This is a genomic window from Chryseobacterium sp. UF-81 (genome assembly GCF_058245105.1).
The window spans coordinates 378,276-395,328 of the sequence record NZ_JBSIBX010000001.1 but is presented as its reverse complement, the minus strand read 5'-3'; the positions used below and the strand labels follow the sequence as shown (position 1 = coordinate 395,328).

The window sequence follows — 17,053 nt, the reverse complement described above, 5'->3', positions numbered from 1 at the left end:
ATTGTTTATTCTAAATTATGAACCGAACATTTTCTGGCAACAATCAAATTGAAGTAGTTTCTACTTTTTCTGAACTTGTAAATACTCATTTTCAGGGAGCGATGAATGCAGTTTGCTGGAACAGGAATTTAGCCGGTGATTTTAAAGAAATTGTATCTCAACTTCAATTAAAAGAGAATATTACAGAAGTTTCCATTGAAGATCTTTTAGCGCTACAGCTATCAGAAGAAGGTCATATTGCAAGAGAAATTATCTTAAGTGATTTACAGCAGTTAACTGATTTCGGAGCCTCTCCTTCACTCAATTTACTCAAAAGTTACGAGCGAGATGAGGAGTTCGATTTCATTTCCACAGACGTATATTCATACCATGTAGACCGTTCGCCTGTTGGTACGCCAACTTTTTTATGTACCTACCATGGTGCTGCAAGCGATATCTTACCCAATGATCAGGCTATACAAAAAATCCTGATTCCGGAAATCCGGGAAAAGCTTAAAGAATTACATGACGGTCCGGAGGCCGAATTTGAAACATTCCTGAAAGACTGTTTCTTCGATCTGCATTATCAGCCCAAACCCAATGCCCAACCCATCAATCTAGGATCAGGGCATCTTTGGAAATTGGCTGTAGATCATCCCGGACAGCAGGCCCTGCCTTGTATCCATAGGGCTCCTGCTGAAAATGAGGGTGAATGTAGATTGCTTTTGATTTGTTAAATGAGGATTGGTATTTGCTAAAATTACTTCCCGATACAAAAATAGTTAATATTAATTACCAATTAGTTACAAAAAATAGAAACAGTATAGTAGCAAATAAATAAAATAACATTATTTTCACCCAAATTGTAGCTCGCTAATAACAAGATAACTAAGACCTGAAATAATGTCCATTTGATTCAAAATAATCATACATAACATTTCTTGCTGTAGCTTCCCAATCAATTACTACAAAATTCGGCAAATTAAATGGTATATCATTTTCATATAGATATTCCACGAACTTAATATCGTTTGCATGCTCACCGTAGTAAAAATTGTTTATGTACTCATAAAGGCTTTGAAAGTCAATTTTTCCAAGATTATCCAAACAGGCTTCAAATACTTCTGAGTTGTATTCTGATTCATTTATTTGCTCAGCAATGTTGTAAATTTCGGGAGATAAAAAACTTTCTCCTATCAATCCTAATTTCTCAAAGAGTTCGCAGTTTTCGTAATCTTGGAGCATGAACTCGCAATCTTGTTCATCATTGTGTAACTCTCGCATTGCTTCTAATAGTTCGTCATAATCTGAATAATCAGAAAGATTTAACCATTTGCCGTAAAGGCTTCCGTTGTTGTACTTGGCATATGTGCCACAATAGATACTAGCAGTATCAAGACAATTTCGTAGATTTGTCATGTTGATAAGTTTTAAGTCAGATTTAAAATTTATTGATTCGCCTAGCAGTACGCCAATACTGTTAGGCACTTTTGTTTTTATATTGCACCTTATGCCCAAAGATACAAGGCTAAAAAGTAGCTTGTAAAAGATGTATAAATATACAATAAAAAGTGCATAAATACAAGGGTTTACAACACTTTTTAACCAGAATATCAACGTCAGTTAAAAACTTTTTGACTACTCGGAGCGCAGGAAAGAAAAACAGCAGTCAAAAACAAAGAATCTTTGACAGGGGGTATAGCAAAAAAAACTCATTTACGGGGTATCAAAATACGTATAGTAAATACACACCCGATACCTATATGAAAATTTGAGATTCTGCATGGGGGGACATTTTTTAAGTAAAATTTGACTAGTGGTGTAAATAGTAACCTAAGTATTGTACATTTTTCATTATTTCTAGCCTTAATAACCTGACTGTAGAATAAAACGGTAGTTTGAGTCTTTCCTAGTAAAAAGAATTGTAAAAACTAAAGATGGTCACTAAAAGCGACCATCCAAATTATTTATACCAAAAATTTCTAAAAGATATTTTTCAATTAACGGAGAAAGTACCCTATATATTTCCTTTTTATCATCAGGAATATCATTAGAAGAAATTGTCAATAGATACATAATTGCAACTGGAATATTTAAAACTTCTGAAATCTTTTCTAAAGTTTCAGGGCTAGGACTATATGCTCCATTAATCATTTGAGATACAGCAGTTTTACTTTTACCAATTTTACTAGCTAGTTCCAATTGTGTAATATTTCTACTTTTTAATATTTCTTTTATTACTTCTCCGATTGTCATTTAAAATAAATTTTGAAAAATTGAGTACATATGTAAAGCTTCCTTAAACAAGGTTATCCATTTTAATGCAATGTCTTTTGCCTCCTTTTTATTTTTATTTTTATTTTGTTTTATGCTATCTTTTAAATCAACCAATTTTTCTTTTAAATCAGTAGAAAGTTCAGAATTAGCTAATAATTCATCTATTTTATCAATAATTATTTTTGCTTCCATTATGAAGATTTTTTGAGTAAGTATTAGAAATTAAATTTTTGGACTTTAATTTTAATACTATCTCTTCTTCATCATTATAATTAAGATTAGATTTTACATGCTTTATATTTATTCTTTGGTCTATTTTATTACGTAACTTATCATAGGCTTTTACTCTAGACAATGAAATAATATACTTCGTTAAAAACCTGATTTTTTCCTCTAATAAATCTAAAGAAATTACAAAATCTAAATCACAAAGAATCTGTTGAGCTATTTCTCTTACAGAAATATTTTGCTTTATATATTTCGACGAATTTTCCAGAACGAATTCTTTTTCGTAATCTGAAATAATACTGTGACTGTAATCATGGTTAAACAAAAATCTATGCGAGTGACGGATTGATAAGTCTTCAATGAGAGACTCTTTTAATCCATTACTAATACGAATATTACTATTTGAATAATATTTTTTGCTAACCTTTCTACCTATACTAGACTCTTTTTTACCCTTGTAAATTATTATTGAGCTAGCAATTGTATTAAGTGCATTTTGTAATTCATTACCACTTAATAGATACTGCATACATAATATTTTATACAAATTTAATAAAAACTTAAACAAATGCAAATTAATTAAATAAAAAAATAACAAAAAATTAAATATCATTATATTTTACTCCATACTTTTTTTACACCTAAACCAAACAACAAAGATTATTTACTATCCCAAATCAATATTTATTTATTCAAATTTGAAAAAATCCATATTTTTGTAGTTGAATTTTATCGAAAAAATATAAAGCGTTAGCTTTTATTCTGTTAATAGGAAATCTCGCAAATTAACTAAAGTTACACAGGATAAACAGTTGATGCCTCCACATATGGCGTGGAGGCTATTCTTGTTTGTGTAACACGGTTTCGCGAGAACCTCCTATTTACAAATTAAGTTTAGTCCTTCACGCTTTCTGTATTATTAATACTCACTTCAGGAGGACGAGTGAATAAAAACATTCACTATGAAAAAGTTTATCCTTTCCGCATCTTTGTTAATTGGAACTTTTTGCTTTTCTCAATCAGTTACTAAAAAGTATAATTCATTTTATGACAGATATGAGTATTTTGACCCAAACGGAAATATGATTAGCTATGAAAAGTATAATAGTTTAGCTAAACAATGGGAAATGTACAATGTTGATGGTTCAAACATTTCAAGCAATAATAGGCAACCCACACAATATCGTGACCCACAACAATTAAGCATTTCAGGCTTAGGAAATGCAATGACAGCAAAGCAAAACAGATATGACAATAATGTTCAGCAAGTTCAGAATACCGTAAACTCAATATCTAATCAAATCAATAATTTAAACGTAACTGACGAACAAAGGCAACTTATACACGATACTTTTCAAAAAAGCTGTGTTAATGAAGTAAATCGAACAAGAATTAATTACTCATCAGCCAATGAAACCAACCGTGTTATACAATGGCTGTATGATTCTATAAATACCATTATTAAAAATGTAACAGCTTCTTCCAGTGTCAGCTATAATAATAACAGTAGTAATTATCAAAACAATTATGGTAGTGATAGCAAGATAAAAGCTAATTATGGCAGAACATTACCTGTCTATAATATTGCCATTTTTGATAAGGATAATCGCAGACTAAAAGACGAAACGATTATTAGTGATTCTTATGTAATTATAAATGAAAATCGAATTGATTTCAAAAGGGCTGATGGATTTGTCACTTATAGAGATTTTTATGGGAAGGTTTATAATGAGCAAAAAAAAGGTTATACATATTCATCAACTACAGGTGCAGTTTTTATACATGATGATTTGAAATATATTGAATTTTTCACTAATAATTTAGGAGAGGGAGAAAATTACACTTATTACATTACACCATCGGGAAATAGATAGAACATTTCATGTAAAAGGCAGTCCAAAAGGCTGTCTTTTAAATTTATATCATTTACTTTTTAACAAAAGGGATTGCAGGAATTAAGCATAATCGTTAAAAGATTATCTCAAAATACCGTAAAAATACCTATCAGCAAATCTCTTTTTTTATCGATATTGTAGAATTAATTTTAAAGCTAATAATATATTTTAAGTTATGAGAACACCAAATTTCAGAAATATATCCACATTGATAAAAAATAATAGCTATTATGGTTTCCCGTAGTTATAGAAATTTAAAAAAAATTATTTTAGTCCCATTACTTACTAATAATTTGCTATTAAACTAATTGAATTAAAAACATGAGTGCTTCTTCTGCTTTAAAAGGATACAGAACACAATTTCTGTATTCATTATATAGGATATTAAATGAATATGAAAAAGGATATATCTATCAACCTGAAGGTTTTTATGAAGATTTAGATATTCTTGATACTGAAAATAACCATATTGAAATAATACAAATTAAAAATTTAAGCTCGAGATTAGTATTTAGTGATTTATTTACTAACACTACATCTTTTTTTAATAGAGCGGAAAAAGCAATCACTAACAATGAAAGTTGCATCCTTAAATTAGTTTCATTTGGAGAGATTAGTGATGAGATTACAGATAAGAAGAAATTAGAAAAAAAATTAAAGAATAAAAAGTTCAAACAAATCAGTATTAATAAAATTGTTGATAATTTTTTCTTCGAAATAATTGAGGAAAAAGATATTGAAGAGAAAGTTTTAAAATTAATAAAAGAGACTAATCTATTTTCAGACCCAAAGGCAGCTTTAGAATTGCTAGTCTATTGGTTATATACATTAGGTGAAAATAGAAAACCTACGAGAACTTCAGAGTTAATATTAAACTTACAAAAAATAGGAAAATTTATTAGTGAACAAGAAGCTTTCAATAAATCCTTCAATAATACCATTCTACCCTTAAAAATTAAAAATATTGAAAATGACGATTTAGCGAAATACAAAGATGATTTCTACTATGGTGTATCAGCTAGGTATGAGCATATTTTAGCTGATTTAGATATAATACGAGAAGAAAAATTATCACAAATTGAAACTCTATTCCAAGAAAGTAATATCGTCTTTATTCATGGAGCTTCAGGACAAGGGAAAAGCACTTTAGCTTATAGATATTTAAACAACTATGGAACTGAAAATATAGTATACGAACTAAAAATATCAGAATCTCTAAACAGTGTTTTTGATACCATTAATAGTTTAGACGCTTTAAGTAAAGGGTTAAAGTTCCCAATATTATTATATATAGATGTTACCCCTCAAAATACTAACTGGAATGAGATATTAAAAGAACTTTATGGAAAAGAAAATATTAAGTTTTTAGTTACTATAAGACAAGAAGATTGGAATTTCCGAAGTAATGATTTACAGCAATATTATAAATACAAAGAAATTGAATTAGATTTTAATGAAGAGGAAGCAAAAATAATCTATGACTCTCTGTCAAAATACAAAAAGGATTTAAAATTTACAGATTTTGAAGAATCTTGGAATGCATTTGGAAATCAAGGTTTATTGTTAGAATACGTTTATCTAATAAACCAAGGAAATACATTAAAAAGCAGATTATTCCAACAGGTTCAAAATATAAGAAATAAGGTTGCTCAGCAAAAAACAGATGAACTAGACATATTAAAATATGTTTGTTTATCAGATTCCTTTAATGCAAAATTAAGTTATAAAAAACTTATTAATCATCTTAACATACAAGTCCCAATTAAGTATATTAATGAGTTAGAAAAAGAATATTTATTGCAATATTCTGAAAATAAAGAGTATTTATTAGGGCTTCACCCTATACGGTCAAAAATATTATGTGAAATTCTCTTTGATGAAGATGAATACACCAATATATATGAGTTCATTAGTAACGCTCTTTCTTTAATTGACGAAGATAGTATACATGAATTCTTATTAAATTCATTCATGAAAGGATATAATGTTCATGAAAGTATCAAGTCCTTAATAAAAATTAATTTTAAAACATATACAGCATATAAAAATATATTTAATGCGTTAATGTGGAAAGGAGTTTATGAATTTATATTTGAAAAGAATTTTGAAAATTTTGAAAAATTAAGAAACTTTTTAGGGGATGCATGGTCTTTAGGTCTGCCTTTTAATTTCACATCTTCAGACGGAAGTAGTATGCACGATATAATAAAAAATTCATTTCCTGATGATAAAAATGAGGTCATTAAACAAATTCATGAAGGCTTTTCAGATGAAAGATTAGTTTTTGAATACATACTGAAATGGTTCGAAAAAATATCAATATCTGATTTAAGTATAAATAACGACGAGGAATTAGATGCTCTTTCTGAAATTCTTTTCTGGAAGGCATATTTAAAAAATAAGATTCCTATAGAATTTAATCTTCCTGACATTACTAATCTGTCAAAAAAAATAAAAAGCAATCAAAAAGAGTTTGCTAAACTCATCTATTCTTTAGAAATGCTTCCAGAAAGTGACAGGAATTTTATCTCAGAAATTAAAAACAATCTTATTGAATATATAAGAAAAGAATATAGTATTCCCTACTTCCAAGAAACTAATGATACGGTAGTTGCTCAATATTTTTATAACCCCATAAAATACGAAGAGGGGAATTTAGAATTTAAAGGAAATCTCTTTCATGAAATGACAATGGAAATAGTTGACTTGCTAAAATATATATTTCCACACAAGAAAAAATACAACGTAAAAGGAATTGCCCTTACAAATTTTTTAGGTATAAACTTTCCTTATGACCCCTCTGAAAAAAATATAAGTAATGAAAATCTGCCTATCGAATATTTAATTAATATAAATTCACTCGTTTTAGGTATATATAGAATGAGTTATAAAAATTCAGAATGGAATGATTATATAAGATTACTTAATGAAAGAAGGAGTTTGTATAATGACTTAACACAAAAACTTATCAAATCCTTTTCTGAATATTTCAAAACTAACAATTATACAGTATTTATAAATACTCTACGTTATATCAATGATAAAATTTATGGTTTAAACGAAATTTCCTTTCCTTCATCAAATGAATATAATAAGTGGGGATATAGAGAACCTATAAATAAAAACTCGTTTGAAGATAGATATACTTTATATAAAAAATACCAGAAAGATTATTTCCAGGGAATTGAAAATTTTTTAAGGCAAATTGAGAACAATATTTTAGCAATTTATGATGAGTCACTTGGCATATCTAAACAAGAATACAACCATAATATTGCTTTTTATAATATTAAAGAAGCTATAAAGAATCATGTATGGTTTAAGGAAGAATATAACAAGTTCTTTAGAAAATATAATGAGTCATCACTTCTTAAAAACCTAGAAGAGTCGGAAAGTAATAATTTACAGGCATTATTTTATTGTTGGAATAAATTTTACTCTCGACAAAATGGTGGAAATAAAGTATTTAAAGATTCTCAAAAGCTAATAGAAAATGAAAGAATAAATTTAACAAAAAGATTTAAAGCGGAAAGAGAAAAAATCTTCAAAGAAACAGGATTTTCTTTTGATATAGAATTAAATTCCAAATTAGAAAAAAACCTTATAATAACTAATGAAGTCTTTGGAAATACTTATTTGCACTCTCTCATAGCTGCTAGAGAATTAGTTAGAAAAGTTTTAAGCACTGGAAGTCTTTTTAGTGCAAAGAAATTATTTATTGAAATTAATATAGAATCTGTCATTTATATCCCAACAATGTTTGGAAATCCTATTAACAATAAAGCTTTTGAGATAAATTTACATCATCTTGATGAAGAAATAGTTGTGGAAGATTTCTATAAGTATATAAACTTTTTTAATAATATTCCTAAATGTGTGTTGGATTATTATCAATTTGAATTATGGAATACAAGAATTGATTCACTCAAACATTTCGAACTCAATATGGGGAATATTTCTACTTTATTATTTTTTCAAATTCAAAAAACTCATTTAAACCAAATTAAGATAAGTGACGAAGATAAAGCAGGTAGAGAAATTGTCAGCAATTATTTTGATGAGATAAAAGTTTTCATGAAAAATAAAATTTCCGATGAACTACAGCCGTGGAAAAATATAGAAAATGATATTAGTAATAAAGAACTTTACAATAAAACCAAATCATTGTTAGATAATTATCTTATCAATATTGAACCACAAAATGAGGATTTAGAATTACTACAAAGAGAATTAGGTGATGAATATTACATCTTTGCTGATAAAGTAATTAGTGAAGATTTTAATAAATAATATAAAGTGTGCAGAGATATATTAAAACTGTTTTCTTAAATAACTATAAAAATAACCTAAAAAAATTAAATATGCGATTTTTAAATACAAACGATTTAGAAAGATGGGCAGATACTGTGGAATGTAAATATCATTTGCCTCACGTTATTAGAAAATTAATTTTATCTACAATCGATAATAATACAATTAAAAATATTTCTTTCCCTTATGGAGAGGACGTTCAGACAGGTGGATTTGATGGGGAGCTTAATACAGAATCTGAAAATGTATTTGTTCCGTTAGGCGAAAGTGTTTGGGAATTCGGAACAACAATGAATAAAAAGGGTAAGGCAGATGATGATTATGAAAAGCGGAAACAAAATACTTTAGGAAAAAATCCAACAGATACTACATACATTAATATTAATGCTAAAAAATACAGAGATAAAAGTAAATGGGCTACAGAAAAAAAAGCTGATGGCTTTTGGAAAGATGTTAGATATATAGATGTATTAGATATAGAACAATGGCTAGAATTGGCGCCAACAGTAGAATTATGGCTTGCTGAAAAATTAAAGAAACCTACATTAGGAATATATACAATTGAAGAATATTGGAAAAGGTGGAGTGAAAATGAATCAGTAAAAATTATTCCAGAAATGTTATTAGGAGATAGCAGGTTAAAAGAGATTGAAACAGTTAAGTTATTTTTATCAAATACTGAGAAAATACTTTATATTAAATCAATAACTGTTGATGAAGCAGTTGCTTTTCCAATAGCAGTTTTACAATCTAATGATTTATCAAATCATAATGTTGTTGTTATTGATAACAGAGAATCTTTTAACCAATTTACACAGACAGAAAAGCCATTAATTGTCATTGCTAAATTCAAAATAGATAGTATAGATTTAAGTGGAGCTATACAGAGAGGACATAAAATAATAATTCCAATAAGCCTTTCAGACGAAACAACTTCATCTGAAAAAATTCAATTACCAATAGTTTCGAGAGATACATTTGAAAAAAGCTTAGAAAAAATGGGTATAGACTCTGAGCAAGCTGGTGTTTTGACTAAAAATTCAGGAAGAAATATCTCTGTATTAAAAAGACTACTAAAATTTAATGATAGCACTAAACCAAAATATTTAGATAGTGTTGAAATTAGGGATATCATTCCTATGCTTTTAATAAATCGTTTTTCAGAAAACCTTGAAGGAGACAGAGAAATTATTGAAAAATTAAGTGGTAAGTCTTCTGATGAGTATATTCAGTTTTTGAAAATTCTAGTTACATTAGAAGACTCTCCTATTTATTACATTAATGGAGTATGGAGGTTGATTTCACCAACTGATACATGGTTATATTTTGCTAAATATGTAACACAGCAAGACCTTAAGAATTTTCAGGAAGCATGTTTAGAGGTCTTAAATGAAGTTCAGTACAAATATACTTTACCATTAGAAAAGAGAGGTGGTTTATTTCAAACAAATGAAAATAGAACAACATACTCATCAAAATTAAGAGAGGGACTTTGTGAGACTTTAAATGTTATATCTGTTTTCGGAGAAAATTATGGCTTAGATTCTATCTCTAATATTTCTTCATATACAGATAATATTGTTCAGAAAATTCTTGAAATGGATTTGGTAGTCTGGAGGTCATTGTCCAGTAATTTACAGCTTTTAGCAGAAGCTTCTCCGATAGTATTTTTAAATAATTTGGAAAGAATTATAAAAGATAAATCTTTTACCGTATTTTTTGAGGAGGAACAAGGATTTCTAGATACCTCAAATGACCTAGCTCCTATATTATGGTGTCTCGATATTATTGCTTGGTTTCCAGAACATCTTATGAGAGTCTCGGTAGCATTGTGTGAAATAATATCAATCTCTCCTAAAAGTTTTCCAACGACAAACACGCCATTAAGTAATTTAAGAAATATTTATAGACCTTGGTATCCTCAAACTAACACAAATGCAGAGGACAGAAAAAAGATAATGGAAATCCTTATTAAAAAGTATCCAGAAACACTCTATAATTTACTTCACGAAATCATTGATTCTAAATTTGATACTGCCTTTCATGTACCAAGACCAAAATGGAGATTGTTTTCAGAACTTAGAGAGATTCGAGTAACTCAACGTGAAGTTTACTATATGCGTAATTTTTGTATAGACAATATTATTGAAATGTCTAAAAATAGAATTGATAGGATTTTAATTCTTATTGATTTATTAGATGATATGGAATGGGATAAAATGGATGAAGCATTGTTGGCAATAGAAACTGCGATTGGTTTTGATGAAATACATAAAAATGAAATTTATCATAAGTTCCGAAAATTTATAGGAAATCATAGAAGTCATCTATCTGAACATTGGTCTTTACCGAAAGAGATTCTTAATAAAATAGAACAGGTAGCACTTAAATTTAAACAAGAAGATAACCTATTAAATGATATCTATTTATTTAAAGACTCCTATCCGATGTTTATTGAAGGACAGCAATGGGATGATTATACAAAACACGATGAGGAAATTTTAACAAAAAGACTTCTATTTGTTGAGGATATCTATGATAAATATGGAGTTAATAAAATACTTGAATTAGCTTTAGATACGGAACACCCATACTTATATGGAAATATTCTAGCTATCTCTGATAAAATAAGAGAAGAAGACAAACCTATTATTTATAAACTTGTTGAATCTACAAATAAAAACCATTTATCCTTAGTTAGAGCATTCATAGGAACTTCAGAAAATAAGACAAACCTTAGGGTACAAACAGATATTTTAGATGAGATGCTAAAAATAGGTCTTTCAACACGGGGCACGGCTAATTTCCTCATGTCATTGAGAAGTAATATTGATTTATGGAGGTTCATCTCGGATTTAAATAATAATGAAGTAGAAAAATTATATTGGCAATCTCAACAAGGATTCTTATATACAAAGAGTAAAGAAGAACTCTTTTATGCCTTGGATAAGTTAGAACAACATAACAAATCTATAACCTTATTAAATACACTTGGCTGGGGGGCTTATGTACATAAAACAACTTTGACTTCAGAGGAGGTTTTGACAGCACTTGAAAAGGTATCATTATCAGATTTTGGAGATACGTCTCATTTAGACCATCATCATTTTAGAAACATTTTGGATTTCCTATATTCAAAAGACGATTATAATATAGAAAGGGCGGCAAAAATTGAAATGAAATTCATGTTTATTTTTGGAGGAGGTACTTATGGACCAAAGCCAAGAAACCTTTACAAATTGATGTCACAAAAGCCCGATGAATATTTTGGAATATTATCGCAGGTTTATTTACCAGATGATGATGAACTTAGAGAATCTGAATTGCAGAAAGTAAAAGATAATCCTGGATATAACGAAATTCTTAAAATGGGATGGGGTATCTTTAATTCCTTTAATTTAATCCCTTCACTACAGGAAGATGGTTCTTTGGATGGAGAAGTATTAAAAAACTGGATAATAGAGGTACGAAAACTTGCCGAAGAGAATCATAGGATTGGAGTAACGGATGATTGTTTAGGAAAGTTATTGGCAAAATATCCTATTAATATGAAAGAAAATACAGGATTTCCAAGTGAAATTTATGACCTCATTGAACAAATTAATACTAAGGAAGTCAAAATCGCTTTTGAAATTCAAATTTCTAATAATTTAGGATTCACTAGCAGAGGAGCATTTGAGGGAGGTGATATTGAACGATTCAGAGCTAATTATTTCAATTCTCTGTTTGAAGAAACAAAAATTACTCATCCAAATGTTTCTCTAATTTTTAAAAATCTTCGAGATAAATATATACATGAATCAAAATGGGAAGATGAAAATGCTTTGCTGAGAAGTTTAGAATAAATTAAACTTTGTAAAATTGAAAGATTGGCTTTATATATTTTTTATAAAATCAGTCTTTTTTTAACATAATATATTAATAATTATTTTTCATCCCACATTCATTTAATATTAATTATTTTACACAAATATAATTAACATGGGGTTAGGTAGAATTGCATATAAACAAGAAAATAATTATATTAGAATAAAATTACAACACATTTAAGCAGTCAAATGTGAAGGCTTTAGTCAATAAATTTTGAAATTATACCATGTCAATAGAAGTCCATATAGATAGTATTACCTTAGATATTCTTTCTCGAAGGCTCAAAAATACAGTTACTCCTATGGGGATATTGAATTGGCTCAATAATTTTGAAAAAGAAGAAACAGAAATAGCCATTGATTTTCTTAAACGTTTTACAGTTTATACCTCAAATGAAATTGAAGAAATTTTTCATGAAAAGTTAAATTTAGTATTCAGAAAATTACAAAAATCTGAATGTATGATAGTACATCCAATAGGCACTTTTGGTAAAAGTGGAAGCATGATGAGTTATCTATTGAAAAAGACTAATATTTATAAAATAAATTCTGAAAGAATAAAATTATGTCCCAATAGTATATTGTTAAAAAACTATGATAAAACTACTCACAAAACACTGGTACTAATTGACGATTTTATAGGTTCTGGAAAATCAGTTATTGATTATTGGAATAGCGACTTAAATGAAATACGGGATTATTACGAAAATATATTTTTTATAGGAATAGCTGGTATGGAATTAGGCATTAATAATATTGAACCACTTTTTGATGATATAATAATTCCTAAATCAAATATTTACAAGAAAGCATTTTCCAGTGACGCAAGTTTCTTTGGATATAGAAACCAACACCAGCATAGAGAAATTGCTTATAAATATGGATGTAAACTAACTAAACCTAGAAGGCTAAAATCTAAAAAATTTAAATATGATAATGCCTTAGGTTTTGAAAATTCTCAGTCATTAGTAGGTTTTTTTTACGGTTGCCCAAACAATACTCTGCCAATTTTTTGGCAAGATAGTAATAGTGATTTTAAATGGGCTTCACTATTACCTAGATTTAGTCAAGACAAAATTTCAAAAGCTAAGGACTTTAGAAAAAGTATTTCATTTGAATTGAGTCTCTTACAAGAATTTGGCACAGATAGATTGCAAAGAGAGTTTGTTACTTATGAAGTTATTCGAGGAAAAAAAATATTTGAATCTGTGAATCATATTGATTTTTCCTTATACGCTATTTTAAAACTTACAAGAGAAGGACATAATGATTTTAATATTTGCCAAAAATTAGGTATTTTACATTCAGATTATTTGGAATACCTTAAACTTGGAAAAAGAAAGGGAATATTTAATAGTAAATACGAGATATCACTTAAAGGTCTCGAATTATATAGCGATGCGAAAAAATGTATAAAAAACAGTTTTGCTTTTAAATTTGAAAGTAAAAATGATTTTAATGATAATCAAATAAATTATATACCAAAAACTTTCAATGGGAAGTCATAAATGGCAAGCAATATCTTGTTTAAAAACAGATAATAAGCAAGATTACCTGAACAGTTGTTCAAGTTTAGCTGAAGATACTTATCAACTTTCACACCACAACATCTTTCCAAGTATTCGAGAGTTGTGGTGTAATACGCTTCGCATATTTTAAAAAAGAGTTGCCATTATGACTTTTCCGTTGGATAAATACATAGAAAATGCTTTAGCACTTAATCATAGTGAAGATTTTACAAAAGACACAGTTGATTATGCTACAAAACTAATCAACAAAGATTTACCTGTATTGTTTTCATTGCCTCATTTATGTTTAGCATCCACAGTTAGTATAAAAAATACTATAGAGATTTGCTACTCAAGTCGTATTGATTATTACAAAAGATTTAAAGTAAAAAAAAGAAGAGGAGGATATCGGGTTATTCAAACACCAAGTAATGAACTAAAATATTTACAAAAATGGATTTTGAAGAATATATTAGAGAAAATTCCTTCACATCAATGTTGTAAAGGTTTTGATAAATTAAGTTCTATAAAAAAAAATGCTGAATCTCATTTAAATGCTGAATGTATTCTTAAAATCGATTTGCTTCGTTTTTTTGATTCTATAAATGAAAAAAGAGTTTATGGCATTTTTAAATCATTAGGATACCAAAAAAACTTAAGTGTATCATTAGCTAAAATTTGTACGATAAAACAGAATGATACATTCTATAAATCATTTAAAAAAAATGAAAATAACTTACTGAAATATTTATTATTTAAAGATGAAGGAATATTACCACAAGGAGCTCCTACAAGTCCAAAACTCGCAAATCTTATTTTAAGAAATTTGGATTTACGCTTATATAAATTATGCTCAAAAAAAAATGTTAAATATTCTAGATATGCAGATGATTTAACATTTTCTGGAAAAAAGGAAGATTTGGTACACCTGAAAAAAATAATTTATAAAATAATATATAGTGAAAATTTATTTGTGAATTTGGGGAAGACAAAATTTCTAGTTCGAGGTAATTCGTATTTTGTTACAGGATTGTCAGTTCATAATAATGAGGTCAAAGTAATCAAACGAAAAAAGAAAGAGATAGAACATCATTTATATCACTGTATTAAGAATGGAGTTATGGGACATTTAAATAGGTCAAAAATAAAAAATAGAAACTTTAAAGATTGGTTATATGGAAATATTTGTTTTATATTTTCAATTGAGCAAGATTTAGGTCAAGAGTACTTTAATCAATTCAATAAGATTGACTGGCCATTGTAACTACTTAATTGAATTCAATAAGCAAAAATAAGTTACAGTTTCAACTTTATATGTAAACCTTTTTGGTCATATTTTGACTTTAATTAATAGATAAGAAATTTACAGAAATGATTGGTTTACCTTATCGCGGGAAAACCAATCATTTTAGGTAGTGCTTTCACTTATATACATTTTCAGATAGAATATAAGGTACACTTACGTTCACTTATACAATGTCCGTAAATTAATTATCTAATAGTTCAACGAACTTCCTGTCCATCAGGTTTAAGAGAATATTTTTATGTTCTAATAAATTATTTTTTTCAAGATAGGGATAAACTTTTTTTGATTCAAGTTTGAACTTATCTCTATCCAATTCTCCCCAGAATTTATGAGAACTATATTTGTAAAGTTTATTTTTTTTGTAGTTGGAAAACTGTCTATCTTCAATATTATCAATACACATTAATTTGAAATTTATGAGGGTGTTTAATTTATTATAGAAAAAGATGAGATTATCTTTATTATATAAATCGCTCAAAACATAAATATTATTTTTATTGAAATCTCGCTTATCTAAAAACTTGACTTCAACTCTTAAAATATTTTCTCCGTGACATTGCTGCCTGCCTTTGTGATATATTTTAAGCCTATAGTTACCTTTCTCAAATTCTTTATAAACCAATTCATCATTTGGCGGTGGCACTTTTGATGCTTGACAAAAATCGTAGAGTACACATTCATTTAAAATAAAATTATCTAAATCAAAAGGTATAGTTAGGTTTAACCCAAACTCCAAACCTTGTGAAAGTTGCAATTTTTTAACGGGGAATTTAATTTGTTCTTCTAAAAAACCGATTGAACTGCTGAGTGATGAATGGCTAAAATCATTATAATTCCCATCAATTCCAAGTAATATTTTATTGTAAAAATGATGTAAAGAATTATGAATATATGCTCCCTGGTTAGTAATTTTAAGCTGCATATTTTCAAAATCTTTCTTATAAGTCTCATATAAAACATCTGTATCTTTATTTTTATCAAATCGGGAATAACTGATTTTTTCGAGATTGTAATTTTCTTGCATAATTTCAAAAATTTCATTCTTGTCAGGAAAATATGCTTTAATGTAATCTATCATGTCTTATGGATTAAGATTAAACATATTTTCTATTATCAAATCCACGATTGACTTCAGCGTTAATCATTGAAATTGATTTATACTGAGTTCCTGATGTAATCTCTTTAATTAATTCTTGCTTTAACACAAAAAACTTATTAGTAATCTTACATTTATAAGCAGGAATTAATCCTGAATTAATCTTTTGAACTATTACTCGTTCATTCATGTCAAGAAGTTCTGCAACATCTTTGACTGTTAGAATAGCTTTTGAATCAGCTATTTCAATTATTTTTTCCAATTCTGTTGTATAAGCAGAGAAATATTCACTTACTTGTCTCTGTACCAATTTTTCGATTATAGAATCGAAATTTTCGTTATGGCTGGTTTTCGCCGTCATGATTTTATCTTTCATGCAACGGTTACATCAATAACTTAGCGACTGTGCCAAAAACAAAAAAACTCCTACTATACAGTAAGAGTTTTTATTTGTTGATTTTCAACAACTTGAATTATATATTAATCGAGAAATAATTCATTTATGCTATAGGTTATGGGAAAAATTTAAGAAAGTCTAAAAAATTTTTAGAGGTGGAGTGTAGTTTTAAGTCGTGACAAAGTGA

Annotated in this window: 12 protein-coding genes; 6 read left to right on the top strand and 6 right to left on the bottom strand. The window is 28.0% G+C overall.

Features of this window, described 5'->3' with window-relative positions:
- Positions 1-17 precede the first annotated feature (17 nt).
- Complete coding sequence (locus AC4IFE_RS01895) at positions 18-716, top strand: DUF1826 domain-containing protein (protein WP_490754436.1); 699 nt, start codon at positions 18-20, stop codon at positions 714-716.
- A gap of 151 nt (positions 717-867) precedes the next feature.
- On the opposite strand, the gene AC4IFE_RS01890 is transcribed toward AC4IFE_RS01895, so the two are convergent.
- The 4 genes from AC4IFE_RS01890 to AC4IFE_RS01875 form a co-directional block, all read right to left on the bottom strand.
- Positions 868-1,398, bottom strand: coding sequence for an antirestriction protein ArdA (locus AC4IFE_RS01890; protein ID WP_490754434.1), 531 nt, complete (start codon positions 1,396-1,398; stop codon positions 868-870).
- Positions 1,399-1,923: 525 nt separating this feature from the next.
- Complete coding sequence (locus tag AC4IFE_RS01885) at positions 1,924-2,235, bottom strand: helix-turn-helix domain-containing protein (RefSeq protein WP_490754433.1); 312 nt, start codon at positions 2,233-2,235, stop codon at positions 1,924-1,926.
- Positions 2,236-2,448, bottom strand: coding sequence for a hypothetical protein (locus AC4IFE_RS01880; protein WP_490754431.1), 213 nt, complete (start codon positions 2,446-2,448; stop codon positions 2,236-2,238).
- Positions 2,426-3,013 carry a hypothetical protein gene (locus tag AC4IFE_RS01875; RefSeq protein ID WP_490754430.1) on the bottom strand — a complete coding sequence of 196 codons (588 nt, stop codon included), beginning with the start codon at positions 3,011-3,013 and terminating at the stop codon, positions 2,426-2,428. The genes AC4IFE_RS01880 and AC4IFE_RS01875 overlap by 23 nt, the downstream gene beginning before the upstream one ends.
- 433 nt (positions 3,014-3,446) lie before the next feature.
- Between AC4IFE_RS01875 and AC4IFE_RS01870 the strand changes: the two genes are divergently transcribed.
- From AC4IFE_RS01870 to AC4IFE_RS01850, 5 genes are all read left to right on the top strand, one after another.
- Positions 3,447-4,358, top strand: a complete 912-nt coding sequence (locus AC4IFE_RS01870) for a hypothetical protein (RefSeq protein WP_490754429.1) — start codon at positions 3,447-3,449, stop codon at positions 4,356-4,358.
- Positions 4,359-4,700: 342 nt separating this feature from the next.
- Positions 4,701-8,669 carry a hypothetical protein gene (locus AC4IFE_RS01865; protein WP_490754428.1) on the top strand — a complete coding sequence of 1,323 codons (3,969 nt, stop codon included), beginning with the start codon at positions 4,701-4,703 and terminating at the stop codon, positions 8,667-8,669.
- A gap of 8 nt (positions 8,670-8,677) precedes the next feature.
- Positions 8,678-12,535: a hypothetical protein gene (locus AC4IFE_RS01860; protein ID WP_490754427.1), complete on the top strand. Its 3,858-nt coding sequence runs from the start codon at positions 8,678-8,680 to the stop codon at positions 12,533-12,535.
- Between the two features lie 251 nt (positions 12,536-12,786).
- A complete protein-coding gene (locus AC4IFE_RS01855; RefSeq protein ID WP_490754425.1) occupies positions 12,787-14,067 on the top strand; it encodes a phosphoribosyltransferase-like protein in 1,281 nt (426 codons plus the stop codon).
- Between the two features lie 166 nt (positions 14,068-14,233).
- On the top strand, positions 14,234-15,331 hold the full coding sequence (locus AC4IFE_RS01850) for a reverse transcriptase family protein (protein WP_490754424.1): 1,098 nt from the start codon (positions 14,234-14,236) through the stop codon (positions 15,329-15,331).
- Positions 15,332-15,554: 223 nt separating this feature from the next.
- On the opposite strand, the gene AC4IFE_RS01845 is transcribed toward AC4IFE_RS01850, so the two are convergent.
- Positions 15,555-16,451, bottom strand: a complete 897-nt coding sequence (locus AC4IFE_RS01845; RefSeq protein ID WP_490754422.1) for a hypothetical protein — start codon at positions 16,449-16,451, stop codon at positions 15,555-15,557.
- Positions 16,452-16,467: 16 nt separating this feature from the next.
- Positions 16,468-16,845: a helix-turn-helix domain-containing protein gene (locus tag AC4IFE_RS01840; RefSeq protein WP_490754421.1), complete on the bottom strand. Its 378-nt coding sequence runs from the start codon at positions 16,843-16,845 to the stop codon at positions 16,468-16,470.
- Positions 16,846-17,053: the final 208 nt, after the last annotated feature.

Coding starts and splice junctions, on each gene's coding strand:
- AC4IFE_RS01895 (WP_490754436.1), top strand. CDS start 18: ATGAACCGAACATTTTCTGGCAACAATCAAATTGAAGTAGTTTCTACT.
- AC4IFE_RS01890 (WP_490754434.1), bottom strand. CDS start 1,398: ATGACAAATCTACGAAATTGTCTTGATACTGCTAGTATCTATTGTGGC.
- AC4IFE_RS01885 (WP_490754433.1), bottom strand. CDS start 2,235: ATGACAATCGGAGAAGTAATAAAAGAAATATTAAAAAGTAGAAATATT.
- AC4IFE_RS01880 (WP_490754431.1), bottom strand. CDS start 2,448: ATGGAAGCAAAAATAATTATTGATAAAATAGATGAATTATTAGCTAAT.
- AC4IFE_RS01875 (WP_490754430.1), bottom strand. CDS start 3,013: ATGCAGTATCTATTAAGTGGTAATGAATTACAAAATGCACTTAATACA.
- AC4IFE_RS01870 (WP_490754429.1), top strand. CDS start 3,447: ATGAAAAAGTTTATCCTTTCCGCATCTTTGTTAATTGGAACTTTTTGC.
- AC4IFE_RS01865 (WP_490754428.1), top strand. CDS start 4,701: ATGAGTGCTTCTTCTGCTTTAAAAGGATACAGAACACAATTTCTGTAT.
- AC4IFE_RS01855 (WP_490754425.1), top strand. CDS start 12,787: ATGTCAATAGAAGTCCATATAGATAGTATTACCTTAGATATTCTTTCT.
- AC4IFE_RS01850 (WP_490754424.1), top strand. CDS start 14,234: ATGACTTTTCCGTTGGATAAATACATAGAAAATGCTTTAGCACTTAAT.
- AC4IFE_RS01845 (WP_490754422.1), bottom strand. CDS start 16,451: ATGATAGATTACATTAAAGCATATTTTCCTGACAAGAATGAAATTTTT.
- AC4IFE_RS01840 (WP_490754421.1), bottom strand. CDS start 16,845: ATGAAAGATAAAATCATGACGGCGAAAACCAGCCATAACGAAAATTTC.